The organism is Ancylobacter lacus (assembly GCF_018390635.1).
GTDB lineage: Bacteria > Pseudomonadota > Alphaproteobacteria > Rhizobiales > Xanthobacteraceae > Ancylobacter > Ancylobacter lacus.
The window spans coordinates 46,803-71,349 of sequence record NZ_JAHBGE010000042.1 but is presented as its reverse complement, the minus strand read 5'-3'; the positions used below and the strand labels follow the sequence as shown (position 1 = coordinate 71,349).

Annotated in this window: 22 protein-coding genes; 13 read left to right on the top strand and 9 right to left on the bottom strand. The window is 73.9% G+C overall.

Features of this window, described 5'->3' with window-relative positions:
* Positions 1 to 5: 5 nt before the first annotated feature.
* From KHC27_RS08760 to KHC27_RS08745, 4 genes are all read left to right on the top strand, one after another.
* Positions 6 to 1,319 carry an MSMEG_0569 family flavin-dependent oxidoreductase gene (locus KHC27_RS08760; protein ID WP_213337881.1) on the top strand — a complete coding sequence of 438 codons (1,314 nt, stop codon included), beginning with the start codon at positions 6 to 8 and terminating at the stop codon, positions 1,317 to 1,319.
* Positions 1,316 to 2,215 (top strand): Pnap_2097 family protein, encoded by a 900-nt coding sequence (locus KHC27_RS08755; protein WP_213337879.1) that lies wholly within the window; start codon positions 1,316 to 1,318, stop codon positions 2,213 to 2,215. The genes KHC27_RS08760 and KHC27_RS08755 overlap by 4 nt, the downstream gene beginning before the upstream one ends.
* 105 nt (positions 2,216 to 2,320) lie before the next feature.
* Positions 2,321 to 2,968, top strand: coding sequence for a TenA family protein (locus KHC27_RS08750; RefSeq protein ID WP_213337871.1), 648 nt, complete (start codon positions 2,321 to 2,323; stop codon positions 2,966 to 2,968).
* Positions 2,969 to 3,335: 367 nt separating this feature from the next.
* On the top strand, positions 3,336 to 3,806 hold the full coding sequence (locus tag KHC27_RS08745) for a Ros/MucR family transcriptional regulator (RefSeq protein WP_213337869.1): 471 nt from the start codon (positions 3,336 to 3,338) through the stop codon (positions 3,804 to 3,806).
* A gap of 111 nt (positions 3,807 to 3,917) precedes the next feature.
* On the opposite strand, the gene KHC27_RS08740 is transcribed toward KHC27_RS08745, so the two are convergent.
* Both KHC27_RS08740 and KHC27_RS08735 read right to left on the bottom strand, forming a co-directional pair.
* Positions 3,918 to 4,751 (bottom strand): aldo/keto reductase, encoded by an 834-nt coding sequence (locus tag KHC27_RS08740; protein ID WP_213337860.1) that lies wholly within the window; start codon positions 4,749 to 4,751, stop codon positions 3,918 to 3,920.
* 99 nt (positions 4,752 to 4,850) lie between these two features.
* Positions 4,851 to 6,077, bottom strand: a complete 1,227-nt coding sequence (locus KHC27_RS08735) for an MFS transporter (protein ID WP_213337858.1) — start codon at positions 6,075 to 6,077, stop codon at positions 4,851 to 4,853.
* A gap of 366 nt (positions 6,078 to 6,443) precedes the next feature.
* On the opposite strand from KHC27_RS08735, the gene KHC27_RS08730 reads away from it, so the two are divergent.
* Genes KHC27_RS08730 through KHC27_RS08695 form a run of 8 tightly spaced genes read left to right on the top strand, consistent with a single transcriptional unit; the run spans position 6,444 to position 17,551 of the window.
* A complete protein-coding gene (locus KHC27_RS08730) occupies positions 6,444 to 7,649 on the top strand; it encodes an ABC transporter substrate-binding protein (protein ID WP_246519773.1) in 1,206 nt (401 codons plus the stop codon).
* Positions 7,650 to 7,686: 37 nt separating this feature from the next.
* Complete coding sequence (locus tag KHC27_RS08725) at positions 7,687 to 8,862, top strand: YncE family protein (protein WP_246519772.1); 1,176 nt, start codon at positions 7,687 to 7,689, stop codon at positions 8,860 to 8,862.
* Between the two features lie 31 nt (positions 8,863 to 8,893).
* On the top strand, positions 8,894 to 10,120 hold the full coding sequence (locus tag KHC27_RS08720) for an isochorismate synthase (protein ID WP_213337842.1): 1,227 nt from the start codon (positions 8,894 to 8,896) through the stop codon (positions 10,118 to 10,120).
* Positions 10,117 to 11,805: a (2,3-dihydroxybenzoyl)adenylate synthase gene (locus KHC27_RS08715; RefSeq protein ID WP_246519771.1), complete on the top strand. Its 1,689-nt coding sequence runs from the start codon at positions 10,117 to 10,119 to the stop codon at positions 11,803 to 11,805. Before KHC27_RS08720 ends, KHC27_RS08715 begins: the two co-directional genes overlap by 4 nt.
* Positions 11,806 to 11,807: 2 nt before the next feature.
* Positions 11,808 to 12,443, top strand: a complete 636-nt coding sequence (locus KHC27_RS08710; RefSeq protein WP_213337835.1) for an isochorismatase family protein — start codon at positions 11,808 to 11,810, stop codon at positions 12,441 to 12,443.
* Positions 12,440 to 12,730: a phosphopantetheine-binding protein gene (locus KHC27_RS08705; RefSeq protein ID WP_213337834.1), complete on the top strand. Its 291-nt coding sequence runs from the start codon at positions 12,440 to 12,442 to the stop codon at positions 12,728 to 12,730. The genes KHC27_RS08710 and KHC27_RS08705 overlap by 4 nt, the downstream gene beginning before the upstream one ends.
* The gene (locus tag KHC27_RS08700) at positions 12,714 to 16,784 is read left to right on the top strand and encodes an amino acid adenylation domain-containing protein (protein WP_343210872.1); all 4,071 of its coding nucleotides are present in this window, start codon (positions 12,714 to 12,716) and stop codon (positions 16,782 to 16,784) included. The genes KHC27_RS08705 and KHC27_RS08700 overlap by 17 nt, the downstream gene beginning before the upstream one ends.
* On the top strand, positions 16,775 to 17,551 hold the full coding sequence (locus KHC27_RS08695) for a 2,3-dihydro-2,3-dihydroxybenzoate dehydrogenase (protein ID WP_213337832.1): 777 nt from the start codon (positions 16,775 to 16,777) through the stop codon (positions 17,549 to 17,551). Before KHC27_RS08700 ends, KHC27_RS08695 begins: the two co-directional genes overlap by 10 nt.
* A 78-nt stretch (positions 17,552 to 17,629) precedes the next feature.
* Here KHC27_RS08695 and KHC27_RS08690 read toward each other — a convergent pair whose 3' ends face one another.
* A complete protein-coding gene (locus tag KHC27_RS08690) occupies positions 17,630 to 18,412 on the bottom strand; it encodes an ABC transporter ATP-binding protein (RefSeq protein ID WP_213337824.1) in 783 nt (260 codons plus the stop codon).
* Complete coding sequence (locus tag KHC27_RS08685; protein WP_213337822.1) at positions 18,409 to 19,467, bottom strand: FecCD family ABC transporter permease; 1,059 nt, start codon at positions 19,465 to 19,467, stop codon at positions 18,409 to 18,411. The genes KHC27_RS08690 and KHC27_RS08685 overlap by 4 nt, the downstream gene beginning before the upstream one ends.
* 247 nt (positions 19,468 to 19,714) lie before the next feature.
* On the opposite strand from KHC27_RS08685, the gene KHC27_RS08680 reads away from it, so the two are divergent.
* Complete coding sequence (locus KHC27_RS08680) at positions 19,715 to 20,653, top strand: alpha/beta hydrolase (protein WP_213337820.1); 939 nt, start codon at positions 19,715 to 19,717, stop codon at positions 20,651 to 20,653.
* 35 nt (positions 20,654 to 20,688) lie between these two features.
* Here KHC27_RS08680 and KHC27_RS08675 read toward each other — a convergent pair whose 3' ends face one another.
* From KHC27_RS08675 to KHC27_RS08655, 5 genes are all read right to left on the bottom strand, one after another.
* Positions 20,689 to 21,171, bottom strand: a complete 483-nt coding sequence (locus KHC27_RS08675) for a cytochrome b (RefSeq protein WP_213337818.1) — start codon at positions 21,169 to 21,171, stop codon at positions 20,689 to 20,691.
* Positions 21,172 to 21,375: 204 nt separating this feature from the next.
* Positions 21,376 to 21,951 (bottom strand): type 1 glutamine amidotransferase domain-containing protein, encoded by a 576-nt coding sequence (locus KHC27_RS08670; protein WP_213337816.1) that lies wholly within the window; start codon positions 21,949 to 21,951, stop codon positions 21,376 to 21,378.
* A gap of 77 nt (positions 21,952 to 22,028) precedes the next feature.
* Positions 22,029 to 23,030 (bottom strand): DUF72 domain-containing protein, encoded by a 1,002-nt coding sequence (locus tag KHC27_RS08665; RefSeq protein WP_213337814.1) that lies wholly within the window; start codon positions 23,028 to 23,030, stop codon positions 22,029 to 22,031.
* Positions 23,031 to 23,297: 267 nt separating this feature from the next.
* The gene (locus KHC27_RS08660) at positions 23,298 to 24,020 is read right to left on the bottom strand and encodes a hypothetical protein (RefSeq protein WP_213337806.1); all 723 of its coding nucleotides are present in this window, start codon (positions 24,018 to 24,020) and stop codon (positions 23,298 to 23,300) included.
* Positions 24,017 to 24,514, bottom strand: a complete 498-nt coding sequence (locus KHC27_RS08655; protein WP_213337804.1) for a hypothetical protein — start codon at positions 24,512 to 24,514, stop codon at positions 24,017 to 24,019. Before KHC27_RS08655 ends, KHC27_RS08660 begins: the two co-directional genes overlap by 4 nt.
* Between the last annotated feature and the right edge of the window lie 33 nt (positions 24,515 to 24,547).

Sequence of the window (24,547 nt, the reverse complement as noted above, 5' to 3'; positions counted from 1 at the left end):
GACCCATGACCGACGCATCCGCGCCCCCCGGCGCCACCCCGCACCATGCCGTCATCGTCGTCGGTGGCGGACAGGCCGGCCTGTCCATGAGCTGGCACCTGCAGCAGCGCGGCATCGACCATCTGGTGCTGGAGAAGGAACGCGCCCTGCATGTGTGGGAAACCCAGCGCTGGGACAATTTCTGCCTCGTCACCCCCAACTGGCAGTGCGACCTGCCGGGCCACCCCTATGCCGGGCCGGAGCCGGAAGGCTTCATGAAGAAGGAGGAGATCCTCGCCTGGCTCGCCGGCTTCCGTGCCAAGGTCAACCCGCCGATCCGCGAGGGGGTGGAGGTGCTGAAGGTCGCCCCGCGTGCCGAGGGCGGCTATGCCGTCGCCACCTCGGCGGGCGCCTTCACCGCCGACCAGGTGGTGGTCTGCTCCGGCGGCTACCGCGAGCCGATCGTGCCCCGCCTCGCCGAGCGGCTGCCGGAGACGATCCTTCAGGTGCAGTCCGCCGACTACCGCAACGCCGGCCAGCTTCCCGACGGCGCGGTGCTGGTGGTGGGCTCCGGCCAGTCCGGCGCCCAGATCGCCGAGGACCTGCATCTGGAGGGCCGCAAGGTCTTCCTCGCGGTGGGCCATGCGCCGCGCTGCGCCCGGTTCTATCGCGGCCGCGACGTCGTCGCCTGGCTGGCGGAGATGGGCTATTACGAGATGCCGGTGGAGCGTCACCCGCTGCGCGAGGGCGTGCGCGACAACACCAACCACTATGTCACCGGCCGCGACGGCGGGCGCGACATCGACCTGCGCCGCTTCGCGCTCGAAGGCATGGAGCTGTTCGGCGCGCTGCGCGGGTTCGACCGGGGGTCGCTGGTGTTCGACACCAACCTCGGCCGCGCGCTCGACGACGCCGACGGCACCTATAACGGCATCAACGCCGCCATCGACGCCTTCATCGAGGAACGCGGCATCGCCGCGCCGCCGCCCTCGCGCTACGAGCCGGTGTGGCAGCCGGCCGCCGAACGCGAGCGGCTCGACCTTGCCGAGGCGGGCATCGGCTCGATCGTGTGGTGCATCGGCTTCCGCCCCGATTTCGGCTGGCTGGACGTGCCGGTGTTCAACGGCGCCGGGCGGCCGCAGCACCGGCGCGGCGTGACGCAGCAGAAGGGCGTCTATTTTCTCGGCCTGCCCTGGCTGAACACCTGGGGCTCCGGCCGCTTCGAGGCGGTGGGCCGCGACGCCGGCTTCCTCGCCGAGCGCATCGCCGAGGGATTGGCCGAGCGATTGGCCGACACGGGCAACGGCGTCCGCACCACCCCACGGGGGCACGCCGCATGACCATCGCCCTGCCGCTGCGCGAGCGTTCCGACGAAAGCCCGGCGACCGCGCTGGAACGGGCCCCTCCGGCGCTCCCCGCCGGCCGCATCGTGCTCGGCATGCCCCATCTCAGCCTCGGCGGACTGGCCGAGACCTGGCTGCTGAAGGAGCTGGGCCATCGCCACTGGCAGATGCTGGCGGCGCTGGCCGGCCGGGCCGTGCCCGATTTCCGCGACGAGCACGGCGCGCCCTGCTACGCCGCCTTCTGCGGGGTGAGCGTGCGCGAGGCCGCCTTCGGCCGGCTGCGCGAGCACGACGTGCTCACCCTCGCCTCGCGCATCGCCCGGGTCTCGCGCACCCAGTTCACCAGCCTGCACAGCCTCGCGCGCGACGGCGAGGCGGTGGGCACGGTGGAGCTGGCCTCGGTCTTCGTGAAGCGTGGCGAGCCGGGCCGCAACCGCTCCATCGCCCGGGTGGCGCTCGACCTGTTTCCCCCGCCCGGCGCGGCGGCGGAATTCGGCGGGGTGGCGGCGCTGGCGGCGCGGCTGCGGGCGCCCGACTGGGACGGCCATTTCGGCTTCGTGCGGGCGGAGGGGCGCGAACGCGGCCGGGTGACGATCAATCCCTGCCCGGCGCAGGATTTCAACGGCGCCGACTTCCTCTACTTCGCGTCGTTCCAGGCCTTCGTCGACCGGGCGGAATGGGAGCTGTTCGGCCGCCCCCGCCTCACCACGGCGGCACGCGACATCGTGTTCCACGGCAATGTCGAGATCGGCGATACGATCGCCGTGGTGCTGATGGGAGAACGCGCCACCCCCGCCGGGCTCGACCACTGGTTCCGGCTGGAGCGGGCCAGCGACGGCGCCCGGCTCGCCGACGTGTTCAGCCGGCGCGAGGAGCCGGCCGCCGCGGCCTGAGAGCCGGCGGCGCGGCCGCGTGCCACGACCGCCGCGGCTCGACGGCCGGGCGCGGGCGCCCTACACGGTCCCTCGCATCCAGTGCGACCGCTAGAGGGAACCGCCATGCCGAGCTTCATCCATCAGCTGCGCGAGCAAAACCGCGCCGACTGGACCGCCACGGTCCAGCACCGCTTCGTCGACGAGATCTTCCGCGGCGCGGTCGACCCGCAGGCGATGCGGCGCTACCTCGTGCAGGACTACCAGTTCATCGACCGCTTCACCGCGCTGGTCGGGGCGGCGATCGCCTTCGCCGACCGCTTCGACTCGCGCATCCGCTTCGCCCAGTTCGCGGCGATGATCACCAGCGACGAGAACACCTATTTCCAGCGCGCCTTCGACGCGCTCGGCGTGCCGGCGCAGGAGCGCGACGCGCCCACCCTCAGCCCGGTTACGGCGGCGTTTCAGGAGCTGATGCACGACGCCGCGCAGAGCCGCGACTATGGCTGCTGCCTCGCCGTGCTCAGCGTGGCCGAGGGCATCTATCTCGACTGGGCCGACCGCCCCGGCGCGGCGCTGCCGCCCGACTTCCTCCACGCCGAGTGGATCACCCTGCACAATAATGACGGCTTCCGCGCCTTCGTCGGCTGGCTGCACGCCGAGCTGGACCGGGTCGGCGACACGCTTTCGACACAACAGGCCGAAGTGGTGGGCAAGTATTTCACCCGCGCCGTGCAACTTGAGCGCGCTTTCTTCGATCACATCTTCACGTGACGTCAAGCAAAGGTCGCTGCCGGCGGCACAGTCGAACCATGCGGGTAAAAAGGCACCCCTTACCGGTTTTGCAATGATCGCCGGCCGCTTCTTCGGCGTACCGAAACATTAAGCCTTGCCAGGCGGGCGTGAACGTCATGGCACCGCCAGAAATGTTCACGCCCGCAGGTTGCAGGCCGTGGCGACGGCGACCGACTTTGCCGACGATGACAGATCACGACATTTCGACTTTCACGGCAACGCCATGGACCCTGTGTGAGCGCGATCGGCCAGACTATATTCGTTTCATTTCGGCATTCTTCTTCGCTTGAACATTGACGTTTGGGAGAAAGCTGGTAAACCGATTCTGATCTGAATGGAGAAGATGATGTCCGAACAAGAGAGCTCGAACGCCGATTATCTCGGCCTCACCGCTGACGTCGTTGCTGCGTTCGTCGGCAACAACTCGGTTCCCGCGGCCGAGCTCCCCGAACTCATCGCCAAGGTACATGGCGCTCTGGTGCGGCTTGCCACTCCCGCGCCGGTCGTCGCGGAAGAAGTGCTGAAGCCGGCGGTCGCCATCAAGAAGTCGGTGACCCCGGAATATATCATCTGCCTGGAAGACGGCCTGAAGTTCAAGTCGCTGAAGCGGCATCTTCGGACCAAGTACAACATGACGCCGGAAGAATACCGGGCGAAGTGGGGCCTGCCGAACGATTACCCGATGGTCGCGCCGTCCTATGCCGAGGCACGCTCCAATCTCGCGAAGAAGATGGGCCTCGGCCAGCAGCGCAAGAAGCCGGTGCCGCCGCCGGCCCCGGCCAAGACCCGCGGGCGCCGCAAGGTCGCCGCGGCCTGAGCGTCCCGTTTCGGGGCGACCCTGGCGCCGCCGGCCCTCGCCCGGCGCCTTGAGAACGGTCGTGTTTCGAAGCCGTCCGGCGCCTGCCGGGCGGCTTCGCCGTTTGCGGCCTCAGGCCGCCGCGTCCCAGTCCGGCGCGAGGCCCGGCGGGCTGACGATGCGCCCGGCCGGCTCGGCGAGGCTGGAAATCGCCGCCATTTCCTCCGGCGACAGCGCGAAGTCGAAGATCGCGATGTTCTCCGCCGCCCGGGCCGGGCTCGCGGTCTTGGACAGCGCCACCACGCCGTCCTGCTGCACCAGCCAGCGCAGCACCACCTGGGCGATGCTCCGGCCGTGCCGGGCGGCGATGTCGGTGAGCAGCGGATCGCGCAGCACCTTGCCATCCGCCATCGCGTAATAGGCGGTGAGCGCGAGTCCGGCCTCGCGCGCGGCGGCGAGCAGGCGCGACTGGTCGAGATAGGGGTGGTACTCTACCTGGTTGGTGGCGAGCCGCGCCGCGCTCAGCCGCACCGCCTCCTGCATGAGCGCGATGGTGTAGTTGCTCACGCCGATATGGCGGGCCTTGCCGGCGCGGTGCACGGCGTTCAGCCCCTCGATCTGTTCGGCCAGCGGCACCGCTTGGTTCGGCCAGTGCAGCAGCAGCAGGTCGACATAGTCGGTGCCCAGCCGGGCAAGGCTCTCGTCGACCGAGGCGATCAGGTCGTCGTGGCGGAAGCGGTCGACCCACACCTTGGTGGTGAGGAACACCTCGCCGCGCGCCACGCCGGAGCGGCGGATGGCCGCGCCGACCTCGGCCTCGTTGCCATAGGCCTGGGCGGTGTCGACATGGCGGAAGCCGAGATGGAGCGCGCGGGGCAGCACCTCCAGAACCTGCGGCCCCTTCAGGCGGAAGGTGCCGAAGCCGAGAGCGGGAATGTCGGCGCCATTGGCGGGAACGATGTGCATGGAAGGCGTTCTCCTGTCGGGGTCGCGGGCCGCCAACCCATATAGGGCGGCGGCGGCCGGAGCTGTAGGAACTGGATCAAGCGGAGGGCGCGGCGCGGTTCAGCAGGCCGGCACCGGCGCGGCGGCGCGGCGGTCCAGCGCGGCGCTGCACAGGGTGAGGGCGAGCGCCCCCGCCACCAGCACGGCGCCGACCAGCGGCGTCGCGCGGAGGCCGAGCGGCGAGGCCACCACCACGCCGCCGACCCACGCCCCCAGCGCGATGCCGAGGTTGAACGCCGCGATGTTCAGCGCCGAGGCGACATCCACCGCGCCCGGCCGGTGGCGCTGCGCCATCTCGACCACATAGATCTGCAGCCCCGGCACATTGGCGAAGGAGAGGAAGCCGAGCGCGGCCAGCGTCACCAGCGCCGCCACCGGCCAGGGCGCGGTGAGCGCCAGCAGGGCCAGCACCAGCGCCTGCGCCGCGAACAGCCCGGTCAGCGCCCGCACCGGATGGCGGTCGGCGATCCGCCCGCCGGCGAGGTTGCCGGCCGCGATGGCCACGCCGTAGAGCACCAGCACGAGGCTCACCGCGCCGGCGGGAAAGCCGGTGATCTCCTCGAGGATCGTGGCGAGATAGGTGAAGGCGACGAAGGTGCCGCCATAGCCGAGCGCCGTCATGCCGAAGACGAGCAGCAGCCGGCCGCTGGAGAGCACCCGCAGCTGATCCACCAGCCCCGCCGGGGCGGGGCGGGAGAGATGGCCCGGCACCAGCGCGGCGATGCCGAGGAAGGCGAGCACCCCGAGCCCGGCCACGGCCCAGAAGGTGGCGCGCCAGCCCAGCGACTGCCCGATGAAGGTGCCGAGCGGCACGCCGGTGACGATGGCGACCGTGAGCCCCATGAACATGAGCGCGATGGCGGAGGCGCGCCGGTCGGCCGGCACGAGATCGGCGGCGATGGTCGCCCCCACCGAGAAGAACACGCCATGGGCGAAGGCGGAGAGCACCCGCGCCGCCAGCAGCATCTCATAGCCGGAACTCAGCGCGGCGAAGGTGTTGCCGGCGACGAACAGCACCATCAGCCCCAGCAGCAGCGGCTTGCGCGGCAGCCGGCCGGTGAGCGCGGTCAGCACCGGCGCGCCGAAGGTGACGCCGAGCGCATAGACGCTCACGACCAGCCCGGCCCGCGGCAGCGAGACGGCAAGATCCTGCGCCACGGTCGGCAGCAGGCCGACGATGACGAATTCCGTGGTGCCGATGGCATAGGCGGCGATGGCGAGCGCGAACAGCGCGGGGGGAAACAGCGAGAGGCGGGACGGCGAGGTGGGCGAGAGCGGACGGGACATGGAAAATCCTCCCCGCGACGCGCGCCGCGGGCTGAAGGGCCGGGCACCGGGCCTGACGGGGTGGATGGGTTGGTCCGAATATGCCCGCCGCCATTGCCGGCGATAAGCGCCGGGATGCGCTCAGCATCTGTGAAACGGGCTCACCAATGCCCTATCGCAGCACCCAACGGCAGCTCTTTCTCAATGTAGTAATTCTAATCAAAGCATATGAGTATCTGTAGACTTTCCGACAGGATATTCTTACATTGTAATAATTCTATTCGTCATTACAAAATATTAAGTTGACTTCGTCGTCTGACCCGAACGATAGCTGCCGCGTTATTTGGGGAAGTGCGGCGCACTATGCTTCATCCGCGGACATCATCCTTGCCGTCCCTGCCGGCTTCCCGCCCCGGCGCCGCGCCGCGCGCCGGCAGATGGCGTGCGGCCCTGCGGCGGGCCGTCGCCGAGGGGCTCGCCGGGCTGCGGGCGATCCTGCCGGCACTGGCGCTCGGCGCAGCGCTTCCCGCCGGTGCCGGGCTCGCCCTGCCGTCGGCCGCCCGCGCCGAGGTGGTTCTGCACGACATCACCGGGCGCGAAGTGCGGCTGCCCGCCCCCGCCACCCGGCTGCTGATCGACGATGGCCGCTTCCTCGTCGCGCTGGCGCTGATCAGCCCCGATCCGGTCGCGGCGCTGGCGGCGTGGCCGCACGACGTCAACCGCATCGGCCGGCAGACCTATGCCGATTTCCTCGCGAAGTTCCCCGCCCTTGCCGGCCTGCCCAAGGTCGCCTCCTCCGCCGGGGCGCTGTCGGTGGAGCAGGTGCTGGCGGCGCGGCCGGATCTCGCGGTGTTCTCGCTCGGCGCGCAGCCCTCGGCGGAGCAGCGCGCGACGCTGGAGGCCGCGGGCATTCCGGTCGTGGTCATCGATTTCTTCAACCATCCCCTCGCCAATACCGGCCCAAGCCTTGCCCTGCTGGGCGCCGCCACCGGCCATGGCGCCGCGGCCGAGGCCTTCCTCGCCTTCCGGGATGCCCGGCTCGCGGCGATCCGCAGCCGGCTCGCCGCCGCGCCCGGCGCCGCGCCGCGCGTGTTCCTGGAACCCCATGCCGGCCAGACCGGCGACTGCTGCAATTCGCCCGGGCGCGGCAATGTCGGCGAGCTGATCGAGGCCGCCGGCGGCAGCAATATCGGCGCCGCCGTCATTCCCCGCGCCTTCGGCAAGCTGAACCTCGAATACGTCATCGCCCAGGACCCGCAGGTCTACATCGCCACCGGCGGCAGCCACATGGCGGGCACGGCGGGCCTGACCATCGGGCCGGAATTCACCGCCGACGAGGCCCGCCGCACCCTTGCCGGCCTCGCCGCCCGGCCCGGCTTCGCCACGCTCGCCGCGATGCGCGACCACCGCGTCCACGGCCTGTCGCACCAGATCCTCAACTCCCCGCTCGACGTGCTCACGGTCCAGGTGCTCGCCGCCTGGCTGCGGCCCGAACTGTTCGGCGAACCCGAGGCCGAGGCGGTGCGGCAGGAGATCAACGCCCGCTTCCTCGCCATTCCCCTGCGCGGCCCGGACTGGATCGACCTCGACTGACCGCCCGCCCCTTTCCGCTCCCAAGGAGATGCTGCCGATGCCCGCCTTCGCTTCCCCCGCCCGCCGCGCGCCTGCCCGCACCGGCCTGCTCGCCGGCCTCGCCCTCGCGCTGCTGGCCGGCTCCGCCCTTGCCGAACCGGCGGTGGTGACGTCGGTGAAGCCGGGAGACGGGCTCTATGAGATCGTCGCCGGCAAGGAGCTGGTCTATGTCGCCGCCGCCGGCAAGCGGGGCGAGGCCGCCGGGCGCATCCTCGGCCTCGATCCCGTCACGCTGGCGGTGAAGCAGACCATCGAGCTGGGCGACGACCCCGGCTTCGGCCTCGGCATCAACCGCCGCACCGGCACGCTGTTCGCCACCCAGACCCGCACCGGCAGCGTCGCCGTCATCGACCTCGCCACCGGCAAGGTCGCGGCCGAGATCAAGCAGGGCGACAAGGCCCATGTGCGCGAGGTGGTCGTCGACGAGGACGCCGACCGCGCCTATGTCAGCGTGCTCGGCCGCCGCGACGCGCCGAGCGAGATCTGGATCCTCGACGGCGCCGGCCGGAAGCTCGCCGGCACCATCGGCGACCTGCCGGGCGGGGTCGGCGGCCTCGCGCTGGACGCGGCGAACAGACGCCTCTTCGCCACCGCGCTGGAGAGCAACCAGATCCACGAGATCGACCTTGCCGCCGGCAAGCTCGTGCGCTCCTTCCCCTCCGGCGGCAAGGGCTCGATCAACCTCGCCTATGACGCGGCGGGCGGCCGGCTGTTCGTCGCCAATCAGGAGAGCAACGACCTCACCGTGCTGGACGCGAAGGACGGCACCCTGCTCGCCACCATCCCCACCGGGGAAGGCGCCCTGGGCGTCACCTATGATCCCGCCCGCAACCTCGTCTTCGTCGCCAACCGGCGCGGCGGCTATCTCAGCATCGTCGACGGCAAGGAGCTGAAGGTCCTTGCCCATGTCGTCACCGGCTCGATGCCCAACACCGTGGCGCTCGATCCCGCCAGCGGCCGGGTCTACGTCTCCAACAAGGTGAAGACCGCCATGCGCCCGCCGCGCCCCGCGACGGCGGAAGGCGGCGCCCCGGCCGGTGCCGCCCCGGCGCCCCAGCCGGTCGCGGCCGCGCCCGGCGCCCCGGCGGCGCCGCCGGCCGGCGGTCCCGGCGGCCCGCGCCCGGCGCCGATGATCGACCCCTACGGCGACACCGTGACCCTGGTCACGCCCTGACGCCAGTCGTGGCAGAATCCGGGGAATGGAGATGAACCACCAGCCCGCCCGCAGCGATGCGCCTTCGTCACGGCCCGCGCCCGAGGTCGCGCTCGCGCCCAGCTTCGTGCTGCGCGGCGCGCGGGAGGCGCTGGCGGCGCAGGGCTGCCGGCGCAGCCTGCCCGCGGCCGGCGGGACGCTGGAGGACCGGCTCGCCCGCTTCTTCGCCCAGAACGGCGGGGGGCCGGGCCTGCTGGTCGGCGCCCTGCCCTATGAGGCGACGGCGCCGGCGCATCTCTATGAGCCCGCCACCCTCGCCCGGCCCGCCACCCCGGCCGCCACCGAGGCGGCACGGCATCCCCCCGCCCCGGCGCTGGGCGCCTGCCGGGCGACGCCCCGGCCGGATGTCGCCGGCTACCGCGCGGCGGTGGCGGCGGCGCTGGCGCGGATGGCGGACGAGGCGCACGACCCCGCCGGGCTGCGCAAGATCGTGCTGGCCCGCGCCCTGTGGCTGGAGACGGAACACCCGATCGACGCCGCCGCGCTGCTCGACCGGCTGGCCCGCGACCCCGCGGTCACCGCCTTCCGCGTGCCGCTGCCGGCCGCCGGGGCGGACGCGGCGCCGCGCGAGCTGGTCGGCGCCACCCCGGAGCTGCTGCTGGCGAAATCCGGCGCCCGCGTCGCCTCGCACCCGCTGGCCGGCTCGGCCCGGCGGCGGCCGGACGATCCGGCGGCGGACGCGGACGCCGCCCGCGCGCTGCTGGCCTCCGCCAAGGACCGGCGCGAACACGCCGCCGTGGCCGAGGCCGTTCTCGACGAGCTGGCACCGCTGTGCCGCACGCTCGGCACCCCGGAGGGCACCACGCTCTTCGCCACCGCCAGCATGTGGCATCTCGGCACCCGCATCGCCGGGGAGCTGAAGGACCCCGGCCTGCCGAGCCTCGTCCTCGCCGCCCGGCTGCACCCCACCCCCGCCGTGTGCGGCGCGCCGCGCGCCGCCGCCGCCCGGGCCATCGCGCAGCTCGAACCGGCGCCGCGCGGCTTCTATTCCGGCGCGGTGGGGTGGTGCGACGCCGCCGGCGACGGCCGCTGGTGGGTGGCGATCCGCTGCGCCGAGATCGCCGGCCGCACCGCCCGCCTCTACGCCGGGGCCGGCATCGTGCCCGGCTCCGACCCCGAGGCCGAAGCCGAGGAGACCGCCGCCAAGTTCGCCGCGCTGCTCGACGCCCTCGGCGTCGACGAGACCGGCCGCCTCCGCGCCGGGGAGCCCCTGCCATGAACCCGCCCCGCCCGATGCTCCCGCTGCGCCAGACCTGGCCGGACGCGTTCGCCGCCGCCTATCGCGCCGCCGGCTACTGGACCGGCGAGACCTTCCCGGCCCTGCTGCGCGACCGCGCCGCGCGCTTCGCCCACCGCACCGCCGTGGTCGGCGCCGACCAGCGCTGGAGCTATGCCGAGCTGCGCGCCCGGGCCGAGCGGATCGCCGGGGGCCTGCTCGCGCTCGGGCTGGCGCCGGGCGACCGGGTGGTGGTGCAGGTGCCCAACATCCCGGACTTCCTGAGCGTGATGTTCGGCCTGTTCTGCGCCCGGCTGGTGCCGGTCTATGCGCTGCCGGCGCACCGGCAGGTCGAGATCGTCCACCTCGCGCAGAAGAGCGAGGCGCGGGGCTACATCCTCGCCGACCGCCACGAAGGCTTCGACCACCGCCCGCTGGCCGAGGCGGTGCGGGGCGCGTGCCCCGGCCTCGCCCATGTCGTCGTCATCGGCGAGGCCGGGCCGTTCGCCGCGCTCGACGCCCTGCCCCCGGCCGCCGGGCCGCTGCCCCCGGATCCGGCGCCGGACGAGGTCGCCTTCCTGCAGATATCGGGCGGCAGCACCGGGCTGTCCAAGCTCATCCCCCGCACCCATGACGACTATCTCTACAGCGTGCGGGCCAGCGCGGAGATCTGCCGGCTGACGCCGGAGAGCGTGTATCTGGCGGCGCTGCCGGTGGCGCACAACTTCCCCATGAGCTCGCCCGGCGTGCTCGGCGTGCTCCATGCCGGCGGCACGGTGGTGATGTGCCCCTCGCCCGCCCCGGCCACCGCCTTTCCGCTGATCGCGCGCGAGCGCGTCACCCTCACCGGGCTGGTGCCGCCGCTGGCCCTGCTCTGGCTGCAGGCCGCGCCTTCGAGCGGCCACGACCTCTCCAGCCTGGAGGTGCTTCAGGTCGGCGGGGCGAAGTTCATGCCGGAGGCGGCCCGCCGGGTCCGCCCGGTGCTGGGCTGCACCCTGCAGCAGGTGTTCGGCATGGCGGAGGGGCTGGTGAACTACACCCGGCTCGACGACCCCGAGGAGGTGATCGTCACCACCCAGGGCCGGCCGATCAGCCCGGCGGACGAGGTGCTGGTGCTGGACGACGCCGGCAACCCGGTGGCGGAGGGTGAACCGGGCCACCTGCTCACGCGCGGGCCCTACACCATCCGCGCCTACCACAACGACCCCGCCGCCAATGCCCGCGCCTTCACGCCCGACGGCTATTACCGCACCGGCGACGTGGTGCTGCGGCGGGCGGATGGCCATCTCGTCGTGCAGGGCCGCGCCAGCGACCACATCAACCGCGCCGGCGAGAAAATCTCCGCCGAGGAGATCGAGGACCATCTGCTCGCCCACCCCCAGGTGTTCGACGCCGCCGTGGTCTCGCTGCCCGACGCCTTCCTCGGCGAGCGGAGCTGCGCCTTCGTCATCGCCGGGGGCGAGCCGCCGCGGCCGGCGGCGCTGAAGGCGTTCATGCGCGGGCGCGGCCTCGCCGATTTCAAGGTGCCGGACCAGATCGTGTTCGTGCCGGGCTTCGCCACCACCGCGGTCGGCAAGGTGAGCCGCAGGGAGCTGCGCGCCCGGCTGCGGGCGGATTTCCTGGCGCGCGGGACCGCCGATGACACGCCGGCCGACACCGCCGCGCCCGCCCCCGCCGGAGGCGCATGAACATGGCGCTGCCGACCATCCCGCCCTACGCGCTGCCCCGCGCGGAGGAGCTGCCCGCCCCGCGCGCCGCGTTCCGGCTGGAGCGGCAGCGGGCGGCGCTGCTGATCCACGACATGCAGAACTATTTCCTGCGCGTCTTCGCGCCGGAGGCCGCCCCGCTCGCGCCGATGGTGGGCAACATCGCCCGGCTGGCGGCGGCGGCGCGGGCGGCCGGGGTTCCGGTGTTCTACACCGCGCAGCAGGGCGCGCAGGACCGGCGCGACCGCGGCCTCCAGGCCGAGCTGTGGGGGCCGGGCATGAGCCGCGCGCCGGAGCACCAGGCGATCCTCGCCGCCCTCGCCCCGGCGCCTTCCGACATCGTGCTGGTGAAGCACCGCTACTCCGCCTTCCAGCGCAGCAACCTCGAAGCGCTGATGCGGGCCCGCGGCCGCGACCAGCTCGTGATCACCGGCGTCTACGCCCATATCGGCTGCCAGCTCACCGCCGCCGAAGCGTTCATGCGCGACATCGAACCCTTCATGGCCGCCGACGCGCTCGGCGACTTCTCGCGCGCCGCCCATGACGGCGCGCTCGCCTATGTCGCGGCGGTGTGCGGGGTGCCGCTGCCGACCGCCCGCCTGCTGGAGTGCCTGTCATGATCGACCCCGCCGCCATCCGCCGCTTCGAGGCCCCCGCCGCCCCGCTCACCCGCGAGAGCCTGCGCGCCGACATCGCCGCCATGCTGCACGAGACGCCGGAGGCGATCGGCGACGACGACAGCCTGCTCGACCTCGGGCTCGATTCGATGCGGGCGATGAACCTCGTGCTCGGCTGGAGCGCCGGCGGGCTCGACCTCGAATTCTCCGAATTCGCCGCCTGCCCGACGCTGGCGGGGTGGTGGCGTCTCGTCGAAGGCAGGATGGCCGCCCGTGCCGCCCGGCGCTGAGACCATGGCGCCCGCCGACGACGACGCGACGCTGCTGCCCCTCGCCGAGGCGCAGGAGGGGCTGTGGTTCGCCCAGCGCCGCGCGCCGCACGACCCTCTGTTCAACACCGGCCAGTATGTCGAGCTGCGCGGCCCGCTCGACCGCGCCGCCTTCGCGGCTGCGGTGAATCAGGCGCTGGCGGAGGCGGAGGCGCTCGCCCTGCGTTTCGTCGACACCTCGGAGGGGCCCCGGCAGGCGGTGGACCCGGCCCGGCGGCCGGCGCTTGTGGAGGTCGACCTCGCCGCCGCGACCGACCCGTTCGCAGCGGCGACGGCGCGCATCGCCACCGAGATGGCCCGCCCGGTCGATCCCCTGCGGGAGGCGCTCGCCGCCACCACGCTGTACCGGCTGGGCGAGGGGCGCCACGTCTGGCACCTGCGCATCCATCACCTCGCCATCGATGGCTATGGCATCCTCCTGCTGACCCGGCGGGTGGCGGAACTCTACAACGCCGCGGTGGCCGGCGAGCCGGCGGGAGCGCCGCTCACCCCCTTCGCGGTGGCGCTGGCGGAGGATGCCGCCTACCGCGCCGGGCCGAAGCGGGAGGCCGACGCCGCCTTCTGGCGCGCCGCCTTCGCCGACCGGCCGGACGCGGCGAGCCTCGCCACCGCCGCAGCGAGCCTTGCCACCGCCGCCCCCGCCGCGCCGCCGCCGGGTGCGCCGCCGTTCCACCGCGCCAGCGTCGAGCTGGGGGCCGCCGCCCGCGCCGCGCTCGACACGCGGGCGGCCGAAACCGGCCTGCCCTGGCCGGACGTCGCCACCGCGCTCGCCGCCGCCTTCTGCCGGCGGCACACCGGCACGGCGGAGATCATCCTCGGCGTGCCGCATATGGGCCGGCTCGGCAGCCCCGCCGCCCGCGCCGCCTGCATGCTGATGAACGTGCTGCCGCTGCGGGTGAGGCCGGACGAGAGCGCCCCGCTGGCGGATTTCCTCGCCGCCACCGGCCGCGACCTGCTGCGGGCGCGCCGCCATGGCCGCTACCGCTCCGAGCAGCTCCGCCGCGACCTGCGTCTGGTCGGCGGCCACCAGCGCCTGCATGGCCCGCTGGTGAACATCCTGCCCTTCGACGAGACCCCGCGCTTCGCCGGGCTTGAGGCCCGGCTGGAGGTGCTGAGCACCGGCCCGGTGGACGATATCGGCTTCACCTTCCGCCGCCACGGCGCGGACGGCGCCATCCGGCTGGAGGTCGACGCCGCGCCGGCGTTCTATGCCGCCGGAGAGGCCGCCGCGCTCGCGCGCCGGCTGGAGGCCTTCCTCGCCGCGTCGGGAACCGCCGCGCGGCTCGCCGACATCCCCACCGCGACGCCGGAGGAGACCCGGCGCCTCGTCCACGACCTCAACGCCACCGCCCACCCGGTACCCGACACCACGCTCGCCGCGCTGATCGAGGCGGGGATGCGGGCCGATCCCGCCGCCACCGCCCTCGTCTTCGGCGCGGCGAGCATGGATTACGCCACGCTCGACCGCCGCTCCGCCGCGCTCGCCGGCCAGCTCGCCGCCGCGGGGCTCGGGCCGGGCGACCTCGTCGCGGTGGCGCTGCCGCGCTCGCTGGAGCTGATGGTGGCGCTGGTCGCGGTGCTGCGGGCGGGGGCGGCCTATCTTCCGCTCGACCTCGCCCAGCCGGCGGCGCGGCTGGCGCGCATCCTCGCCTCCGCCCGGCCCAGGCTGGCGCTGGCGGAGGGCACGGCGCGGGCGCGGCTGGAGCCGCAGGTGCCGGTGCTGCCGCCGGAGCTTTGGGCCGAGGTGGCGCCATCCACCGCGGCCACCACCCCGCCGCAGCCGGGCGATGCCGCCTATGTGCTCTACACCTCCGGCTCCACCGGTGAGCCGAAGGGCGTCGTCATTGAGCACCGCGCCATCGTCAACCGCCTGCTCTGGATGCAGGCGCAGTACGGCTTCGGCCCGGCCGACGTGATCCTGCAGAAGACCCCCGCCACCTTCGACGTCTCGGTGTGGGAGTTCTTCCTGCCGCTGATCTGCGGCGCCCGGCTGGTCATCGCCGCGCCGGAGGCGCATCGCGACCCGGTCGCGCTCGCCGCGCTGGTGCGCCGCCACGGCGTCGGCACCCTGCACTTCGTGCCCTCCATGCTGGCGGCCTTCCTCGCCGAGCCGGCGGCGCGCGGGCTCGCCCTCCGGCGGGTGTTCTGCTCGGGCGAGGAGCTGCCGGCGGCGCTGCGCGACCGCTTCCACCAGACGCTCACCGGCGAGCTGCACAATCTCTACGGGCCCACCGAGGCGGCGGTGGATGTCTCGTTCTGGCCGGCCGGGCCGGACGACCGCTCGGTGCCGGTGCCGATCGGCTTTCCGGTGTGGAACACCCGCCTGCTGGTGCTGGACGCGCACGGCCGGCCGGCGCCGCCGGGCGTGGCGGGGCATCTGCATCTCGGCGGGGTGCAGCTCGCGCGCGGCTATCTCGGCCGGCCGGACCTCACCGCCGAGCGCTTCCGCCCCGACCCGTTCCTCCCCGGCGAACGGCTCTACGCCACCGGCGACCTCGCCCGGGTGCGGGCGGAGGACGGCGCGGTCGTGTTCCTCGGCCGCGCCGACCACCAGGTGAAGATCCGCGGCGTGCGCGTCGAGCTCGGCGAGGTCGAGGCGGCGCTGATGGCGACCGGGCGGCTGCGCGCGGCGGTGGTCCTCGCCCGCCCCGATGCCGGCGGCACGCTGCGGCTCGTCGCCTATGTCGTGCCCGCGCCGGGCGAGGCCGGGACGCCCGCCGACACCGGCAGCGCGCCGGGCGCGGGAACGCTGGCCGGGTTGCGCGAGGCCCTCGCCCGGCGGCTGCCGGAGGCGATGATGCCCGCCGCCATCGTGCCGCTCGCCGCGCTGCCGGTGACCGCCAATGGCAAGCTCGACCGCGCCGCCCTGCCGGCGCCGCCGCAGCAGGGCCTCGAGTCCCGGCCGCTGGCGGGCGCGATCGAATCTCGCATCGCCGCGCTGTTCGCCGAACAGCTCCGCCTCGGCGCCCTGCCGGGGCCGGAGGACGATTTCTTCGCGCTGGGCGGGGATTCGCTCGACGCGGTGGGGCTGCTGCTGAAGCTGCGCGAAGGCGCCGGCGGCGATCCCGGCTTCGGCCGCGACCCCGGCCTCGGCGCGCTGTTCGCCCACCCCACCGTCGCCGGCCTCGCCCGGCTGATGGAGCAGGAGGGCCTGAGCGACGCCGGGCTCGACCCGCTGATCCGGCTGGTGGAGGGCGAGCCGGGGCTGCCGCCGCTCTTCGTCATCCATCCCGCCGGCGGCATCGCCTGGTGCTATGGCGGGCTTGCCCGCGCGCTGGCGCCGCGGCGCACCGTCTATGGCCTGCAGGCGCCGGCGCTCGACCCGGCGGTGCCGGTGGCGGAAAGCCTCGAAGCGCTGGCGGCGGACTATGCCGGCCGCATCCGGGCCGCCAGCGCCGCCCGGCCGGTGCACCTCGCCGGCTGGTCGGTGGGCGGCATCCTCGCCCAGGCGGTGGCGGCGCGGCTGGCGGCGCAGGGCGTGGCGGTGGGGGCGGTGGCGCTGCTCGACGCCTATCCCTGCGACGTCTGGCGCGCCGAGCCGGACCCCGGCGAGGACGGCGCCCTGAAGGCGCTGCTCGCCATCGCCGGCCACGACCCCGACCGGCTGCCGGCGCTGGCGCTCACCCGCCCCGCCGTGCTCGCCTTCCTGCGCGCCACCGACAGCCCGCTGGCGCGGCTGCCGGCGGCAGCGCTCGACGGGGTGGTGCGCGTGGTGGCCGGCAACAACCGGCTGGTGCGCGGCCACCACCACCGGCGCTATCCCGGCCCGCTCACCCATTTCCGCGCCGCGCTGGACCACCGCGAGCGGGCGCTGGACCCGCAGATGTGGCGGCCCTACGCCGCCGGGCTGGAGGTGCACGACATCCCCGCCCTGCACGCCCACCTCACCGGGCCGGCGGCGAGCGCGCGGATCGCCCCGCTGCTGTCCGCCGCCCTCGCCGCGCGCGAGCGCGCCACGGTCGCGGACGGGCAGGCCGCGCTTACCCACGAACAGGACCTCACCTCATGCGCATGAGCGGCATCGCCGGGCGGATCGCCTTCGTCACCGGGGCCGGCGGCGGCATCGGCGCCGCCGTGGCGCGGGCGCTCCTCGCCGAGGGGGCGCGGGTGGTGGCGACCGACATCGACGCCGCCGCCGTGCGACGCCTCGCGACGGAACTGGGCGAGGGGGTGCTTGCCGCGCCGCTGGACATGCGCGACGGCGCGGCGGTCGAGGCGCTGGTCGGGCGGATCGAGGCCGAGATCGGCCCGATCGAGCTTGGCGCCAGCGTCGCCGGGGTGCTGTCCACCCGCACCATCGCCGAGCTCGACGAGGCGGAATGGGCGCGGGTGATGGACATCAACGCCGGCGGCGTGTTTCGCCTCGGCCGGGCGCTGGCCCGCCACATGGTGCCGCGCCGGCGCGGGGCGCTGGTCACGGTCGGCTCCAACGCCGCCGGCATACCCCGCCACGCCATGGCCGCCTATGCCGCCTCCAAGGCCGCCGCCACCATGTTCACCCGCTGCCTCGGGCTGGAGCTGGCGCCCCACGGCATCCGCTGCAACATCGTGGCGCCGGGCTCCACCCTGACCCCGATGCAGACCGGCATGTGGGCGGATGCCGGCGGCGCCGCCCGCGTCATCGCCGGCCAGCCGGAGGCGTTCAGGACCGGCATCCCGCTCGGCAAGCTGGCGACGCCGGAGGATGTGGCGGAGGCGGTGCTGTTCCTGCTGTCGGACCGCGCCGGCCACATCACCATGGCCGACCTCTATGTCGATGGCGGCGCGACGCTGCGGGGCTGAGCGGCCGGCGGACGGCCCGCGCCCGGGGGTGACATCCAGCGACGCCCGCCGGGTGTCGCGTCCCTGTCCGCGCCGGCCTCAGGCGAGGCCGTCGACCATCACCTGCACCTGGCCCCGCGAGCAGCGCTCCACCCGCGCCTGCACGCCATAGACCCGCGCCAGCAGCGCGGGGGTGATCGCGGCCTCCGGCGGCCCGTCCGCCACCACCGCGCCTTCCGCCAGCACGACGAGGCGGGCACACCAGCGGCTCGCCAGCGCGATGTCGTGCAGCACCGCCAGCACCACCATGCCGCGCTCCGCCGCCACCTCCGCCGCGAGCTGCATTACCCCGTGCTGGTGGCGGATATCGAGGGCGCTGGTGGGCTCGTCGAGCAGCAGGAGGGCGGGCGCGCGCACCAGGCACTGGGCGAGGCTGGCGAGCTGGCGCTGCCCGCCGGACAGCGCCGCGAGGCTGCGCAGGGCGAGGTCGGCGATGCCGAGCCGTTCCAGCGTCTCCAGCGCGTGGAGCCGGGCGGCGCGCTCCGGCAGCGCCGCCGCCGAGGCGCGCCCGGCCGCCAGCACGGATTCGAGCACGGTGAGGCCGGAGCGCTGCGGCAGGCTCTGCGGCATGTAGGTGACGTGGCGGGCGCGGGCCGGCCCGTCCAGCCGCGCGAGCTCGACCGCGCCGAGCCGCACCGAGCCCTTCGCCGGCACAAGCCCGGCGAGGGCCCGCAGCAGCGTGGTCTTGCCGGCCGCGTTCGGCCCGATCAGCCCGGTGAGCGTGCCGGGCCGCACCGGGGGCAGCGACAGCCCCGCCAGGACGGCGCGCCCGCCATAGCCGGCGCTCAACCCCTGCACCGCCAGCGCCGCCGCCTCGCTCATGTCCCGCGCTCCCGGCGGGCGAGGATGAGGCCGAGAAACACCGGCACCCCGATCAGCGCGGTGACGAGGCCGACCGGCAGCAGCGCGCCGGGCACCAGCACCTTGCTCGCCACCGAGGCGAGCGACATCACCAGCGCCCCGGTCAGCACGCTGGCCGGCAGCAGGAAGCGGTGATCCTCCCCCACCAGCAGCCGCGCCATATGCGGCCCCACCAGCCCGATGAAGCCGATGGTGCCGACAAAGGCCACTGCCGAGGCCGCCAGCAGGCTGACCCGCAGCAGCGAGAGGAAGCGCAGCCGCTCCACCGCGATGCCGAAGCTGCGGGCGCGGTCCTCCCCCAGCCGCAGCGCCGTCATCTTCCAGCTCGCCCGCAGCGAGAAGGGCAGCACCACCGCCACCGCCAGCGCCAGCAGGCCGAGCCGGCCCCAGCTCGCCCGCGCCAGCGAACCCATGCTCCAGAACACCAGCTGCTGCAGCGCCTCCTGGCTGGCGACGAACTGCACCAGCGCCACCAGCGCGTTGAAGGTGAACACCAGCGCGATGCCGAACAGCACCAGCGTCTCCACCCCGGCGCCGCGCAGCCGCGCCAGCGCCTGCAGCATCAGCACCGAGGCGAAGGCGAAGACGAAGGCGTTGGCGGGCACGAACCACTCCGCCGGCAGGCCCGGCACGCCGAGGCCGAGCACCAGGGCGAGCGCCGCGCCGAAGGAGGCGGCGGAGGAGACGCCGAGGGTGAAGGGGCTCGCCAGCGGGTTGTCGAGAATGGTCTGCATCTCGGCGCCGGCCAGCGAGAGCGCGGCCCCGACCAGCACCGCCATCAGCGCCGCCGGCAGCCGCACCTGCCAGACGATGACCCGCGCCGGCAGCTCCGCCCCGGCGGGGTCCATGAGCACCCGCAGCACCTCGCTTACCTTCAGGCTGGAGGGTCCGGTGGCGATGTCCAGAACCAGCGCCGCCGCCACCGCCAGCGCCAGCGCCGCCACCAGCAGCGCCCGCCGGCGCAGCAGGGCGGCATAGGCGGCGAGCGTCGCGGCATGGTGGGAGGTTTCGGTCATCGCATCGTCCGCGCGAGGGGCAGGCCGGTTCATGCATGAGCGCGGCAGATGGGTCAACCCGTTGTCCTGCCGAGATAATTTAGAAAAGCTCCAGTCTGCCTGCACCGGCGCGAAAGCGCTTTCCAGCCGCTTGCCGGCCGGCTAGAGCACGGTTCGATCCACGCCGCGGGAGCGGCGGCCGCGCCTGCCTCGCCCGCCTCGCCGGATGAGGACGCGAACCGCTCCCGCCTGACCCCGGAGCCGTGGCATGGTCCTGCCCGCCGCCCTGCCCCCCACCGCGCCGGTGCACCTGCCGGGCGCGCTGCGCTTCGATCTCGGCCCGGACGAGGGGACGGAACCCGGCGCGACGGAAGCGGACGCGTCCGCACGCCGCGCCGCCGCGCGGCCCTGGCGCATCTTCGTCGCCGAGCCGGCGGAGCCGCCGCCGCCGGAGGGCTGGCCCGCCCTGTTCATGCTGGATGCCAATGCCGGCTTCGCCACCTTCACGGAGACCGCGCGGCGCGCCGCGGTGCGCCCGGCCGCCACCGGCGTCGGCCCCACGCTCCTCGTCGGCATCGGCTACCCCACGCAGGCGCCGCACGACCGCGCCCGCCGCCGCTTCGACTTCAGCGCCGGCCCGCCGCGGGAGGCAGCCGAGGCGGGTTTGGCACCGGAGGGGCTGGAGGGGCTGCCCGGCACCGGCGGCAGCGCCGCCTTCCTCGGCTTCATCCGCTCGCGGCTGCTGCCGGTGCTGGCCGGGCGCTGGCCGCTCGATCCCGCGCGGCGGACGCTGTTCGGCCATTCGCTGGGCGGGGCCTTCGTGCTGGAGGTGTTCACCCGCGCGCCGGAGCTGTTCGCGAGCCATGTCGCGGTCAGCCCCTCGCTCTGGTGGGACGAACCGGCGCTGCTGGCCGGGCTGGCGGCGCGGGAGCGCGGCGCGCGCGCGCGCCTCGCCCTGATGGTGGGGGAATATGAGGAGGGGCTGGCACCCTGGCAGGAGGGCGCGCCCGGCGCCACGGCCATCGCCGCCCGTCGCGCCCGGCGCGGCATGGTGGCGGCGACGCGGCGCTACGCCGAGGCCGCGCGCGCCGCGCTGGGGCCGGAGGCGGTGCTCGCCTGCGCCGTGCTGGCGGGCGAGGACCACGCCTCGGTGCTGCCCGCCGCGATGTCGCGCGCGCTGCGCTTCGCCGCCGGCGGCCCGCTCTGAGGCGCGTGCCCCGCGCGGCCGGGAGGCGATAGCGCTCAGCGCCGGGCCGGCAGCATCCGCTCGATCAGCCGGTCGCGCAGCACGAACTGGTGGAACAGCGCCCCGGCCACATGCAGCCCCACCAGCACCAGCAGCCCGTCGGCGACCAGCTCATGCGCCTCGCCGGGCCAGCGGCCGAGGCTCTTGCCGAAGGCGGTGATCATCACGATGCCGAGGAGCGGCTGCACCACGATGGCGAGATAGAGCAGACCGTGCACGGCGTGGGAGGCGATCTCGACCAGCCGCGACGAGCCCGCCGGCAGCGGCGGCGGGCGGTGGGTCAGCCGCCACACGATGCGCAGCAGCGCCAGGGCGAGGATGCTGTAGCCGGAATAAAGGTGGAACTGGAACAGCACGAAGCGCCCGGTGGTGCCCTTCTCGAAGATGTCCCAGCTCCAGGCGCTGGAGAACTGCACGATGATGAGAAGCACGATCGCCCAGTGCAGGAAGCGGGCGACGGCATCGTAGCGGTCGGTCATGGCGGCGGCTCCGGTCGGGCGCGGTCCCGCCCGCACCCTGGAACCGTTCCATACCCCGTTTCCGTTCCGCACGGAAACCGTACCTTCGCCGGCCCGGCGCCGGCCGATGCCGCGCGCCCGGCGCGGGGTTCGCGAAAGAGGCGGCACGTTGCGCGGAAAAGGCCCGGCCGGGGCCGGGCCTCGCTGCGCGGCGCGCCGCCCGCGTCAGGCGACCTTGCGGCCGGCGTCGCGGCGCTCGTGGCGGCCCTCGCCGACCTCCTCGATGATCTTGGCGACGAAGGCGGGCAGGTCGGCCGGCGAGCGGGAGGTGACGATGCCCTGGTCGGCCACCACCTCCCGGTCGACCCAGTTGCCGCCGGCGTTCACCACGTCGGTGCGGATCGAGGGGAAGGAGGTGACGTTGCGCCCGCGCACCGCGTCGGCCTCCACCAGCAGCCACGGCCCGTGGCAGACCGCGGCCACCACCTTGCCGCTGTCGAGGAAGGCGCGCACCACCTTCATCGCGTCGGGGTTTACCCGTAGCTGGTCGGGGTTGATGACCCCGCCCGGCAGCACCAGCGCGTCGTAGCGGGCGGGGTCGGCGGCGGCGATCTTCAGATCGGCCTCGGCGGTGTCGCCCCAGTCCTTCTCGTTCCAGCCGCGGATGGGCTGGCCGTCCGGGGTGGCGAGCTCGACGGTGGCGCCGGCCTTGCGCAGCGCGTCGCGCGGCACCATCAGCTCGCTCTGCTCGAAGCCGTGGGTGGCGAGGATGAGGATCCGGGCCTCGCGGATATTCGGCATGTCTGTCTCCTGAACGTCGGCCCCCGCATCCCCTCAGGGCGAACGCCCGCCCTGGCGCGGGGTTCCCCGCCGGCCGATCACGTCGGGCGTGAGGCGGCGGGCTCCTCCGCCGGGCCGGCGGCGAGGAAGGCCCCGGCATCGGGCGCCACCACCTCCTGCCCCAGCCGCCGCATCAGCCGGCGGGCGTCCTCCGGCGCGTGCAGCTTGTCGGTGTTGTCGAAATAGACGAACACGTCGCGCGGGCGCGCAGTCGCAAGGTCGTCGGGGCCGGGGTCGTCGGGGGCCGAATCTTCGGGGGCGATGAAATCGCCGTCCCGCATCGGCAGGCCCCGCGCCCAGCAGGAAGCCCGCAGCGCCCAGCGGTCCAGCGCCTCGTCGGCATAGCGGCTGCGGTAGAGCTCGTCCGAGCCGTGCAGCCGGCAATAGGCGAAGTCGGCGGCAAGGTCCATCAGCCGCGGCCACGCCACCGTGTCGGCGCAGACCAGCGCCACGCCATGCCGGCGCAGCAGGGCGAGGAAGCGGGGATCGCGAAAGCTCTCGTGGCGGATCTCGACCGCGTGGCGCAGCCGGCGCGGCCCCTCTATGGCGAGCCACGGCGCCTTCAGCCGGGCGTCGTGCCGGCGGGCGCGCTCCAGCGCGGCCTCGGTGTCGTGCGGCAGCAGGGCGAGGAAGGCGGCGAGCCGCTCCTCCTCGAACGCGAAGTTCGGCGGGAACTGCCAGAGGATCGGCCCCAGCTTGGCGCCGAGCCGCAGCACCCCGGAGCCGAGGAAATTGGCGAGCGGCGCTTCCGGCTCGCGCAGCCGCTTCACATGGGTGATGAAGCGCGGCGCCTTCACCGCGAAGATGAAATCTTCCGGCGTCTCCTCAGCCCAGCGGGCATAGGCCTCCGGCTTCTGCAGGCCGTAGAAGGTGCCGTTGATCTCCAGCGAGCGGAAGCTGGCGGCGGCATAGGCCAGCTCGCGCCGCTGCGGCAGCTCGGCGGGGTAGAAGGCGCCGCGCCACGGCGCATAGGTCCAGCCGGAAAGCCCGATGCGGATGTCGGCGGGCCCTCGCCCGGCGTGGTCACGGCGGGACGTCATGCCCTCTAGCCTCCTGCCCCACGGGCAGGAACGCCCGCCCGCGCTAACGCGGGGCGGAAAGCCGGGGTTCCGGCTCGGGGTGCGAGGCCCCAGGTCGGGGGCGGGCCATGGCGCAGAGCCGCCTCGTCCCGGCCCGGACACGGCCGAGGCGGGACCTCGCGGCCTTCACGCCGCATCGCCGAGGCCAACCGCCCGGGCATGGGCGAGCCCCGCGGCGGGAGCCCCATGGCGGGAGCCCCATGGCGGGGTCGCGCCGGCACCACGCCTTCAGCCAGACTGGTGCCAGCCCGCCACCGCGTCACCGGGATCGGCAGGAGCGCGCTTCCGGCCGGCGGGGCGGAACAGCATGCCGATCCACAGCAGCAGCAGCGCCATCCCCGCCCCCGGAAACACCACCATGAACCAGAACGTGTACCAGTCGAGCTGAAACCCGCTCTTGCAGATCTTCGCGGCGGCTTCGTCCTTCACCAGCCGGAGCTGCTCGCGGCGTCCGGGCGCGTATTCGATGGGGTCGGGAAGGTCGAGGATCGTCCAGTGTCCGCCGGGCCAGAAGCGGGCCTCGGTACCCGGCGGCGAGCCGTCCGGCACCTGCTCGCAGATCGGCCCGTCATTCGCGATGCGGATCGAATGGCCGATTCCGTAGAGCGGCAGCAGCACGAGCACGAAGATGACGGCACCCTGGAAGACGCGCCCCTCCCAGCTCCCCGTGCGCAGCCCCTCCAGCAGCAGCACCGGGACCCGTTCGTGCCACGCCGTGCCGTGGCGGCGCGCGTACAGCAGCGCGACCAGCATCGACAGGCAGAACAGCGGCGCGCCGAGCACGACGGTCATGTAGGCGACGACCGCGTTGCCGTCCTTCTCCGGGCTGGCCCCGGTCTTGCCGCCGAAGATATCGCCCCCGCCCTGCACGGTGACGACGCCGGCCAGCACATAAAGCAGCAGCCCGAGAGCGAGCCATTTCCACAGAAGGGTGAGGTGCTCGCGGCTCATGGGCGGCACAACCGGTCGAGTTCGGCCTGGAGCTGGCCGCGCAGGGCTCCCGCCGGATTCAGCAGCCCGATCAAGGCCTGCCCCAATACGCCGCCGGCGTTGAGGTGAAAATCCGTGAGCCGGCAGTCGGCGCCGCGCACACCGGCCGACATGCGGACATCCTCGGCGACCGTCACCTGGAAAAACGCCTGATCGCTGGTGCGGCATTCCAGATGGGCCGTCACCTCCAGCGTCGACACTTCGCCGCCGGACGAATAGCAGATGGAGCGAAGCGAATGGTTGGGATTGTCCACGCCAGCGCGATCCACGACACCGCAGCCAACATGGGCGATGGCGGGCTCGAGCGCCTTGCGTAGCAGCCGGCCGGCCAGTTCGTCGCAGGCTGTCGCTGGCGCCAGCCCAAGAAGCAGAAAGAGGCCGGCTCCGGCCGGCGCCAACCTCCACCGCGATGCCCAGCCGATATGCCTTTCCCCGCCACATGGCGGCAACCGCATGCCTTCTCCCATCCTCGCCCCCCGGCTCATGGA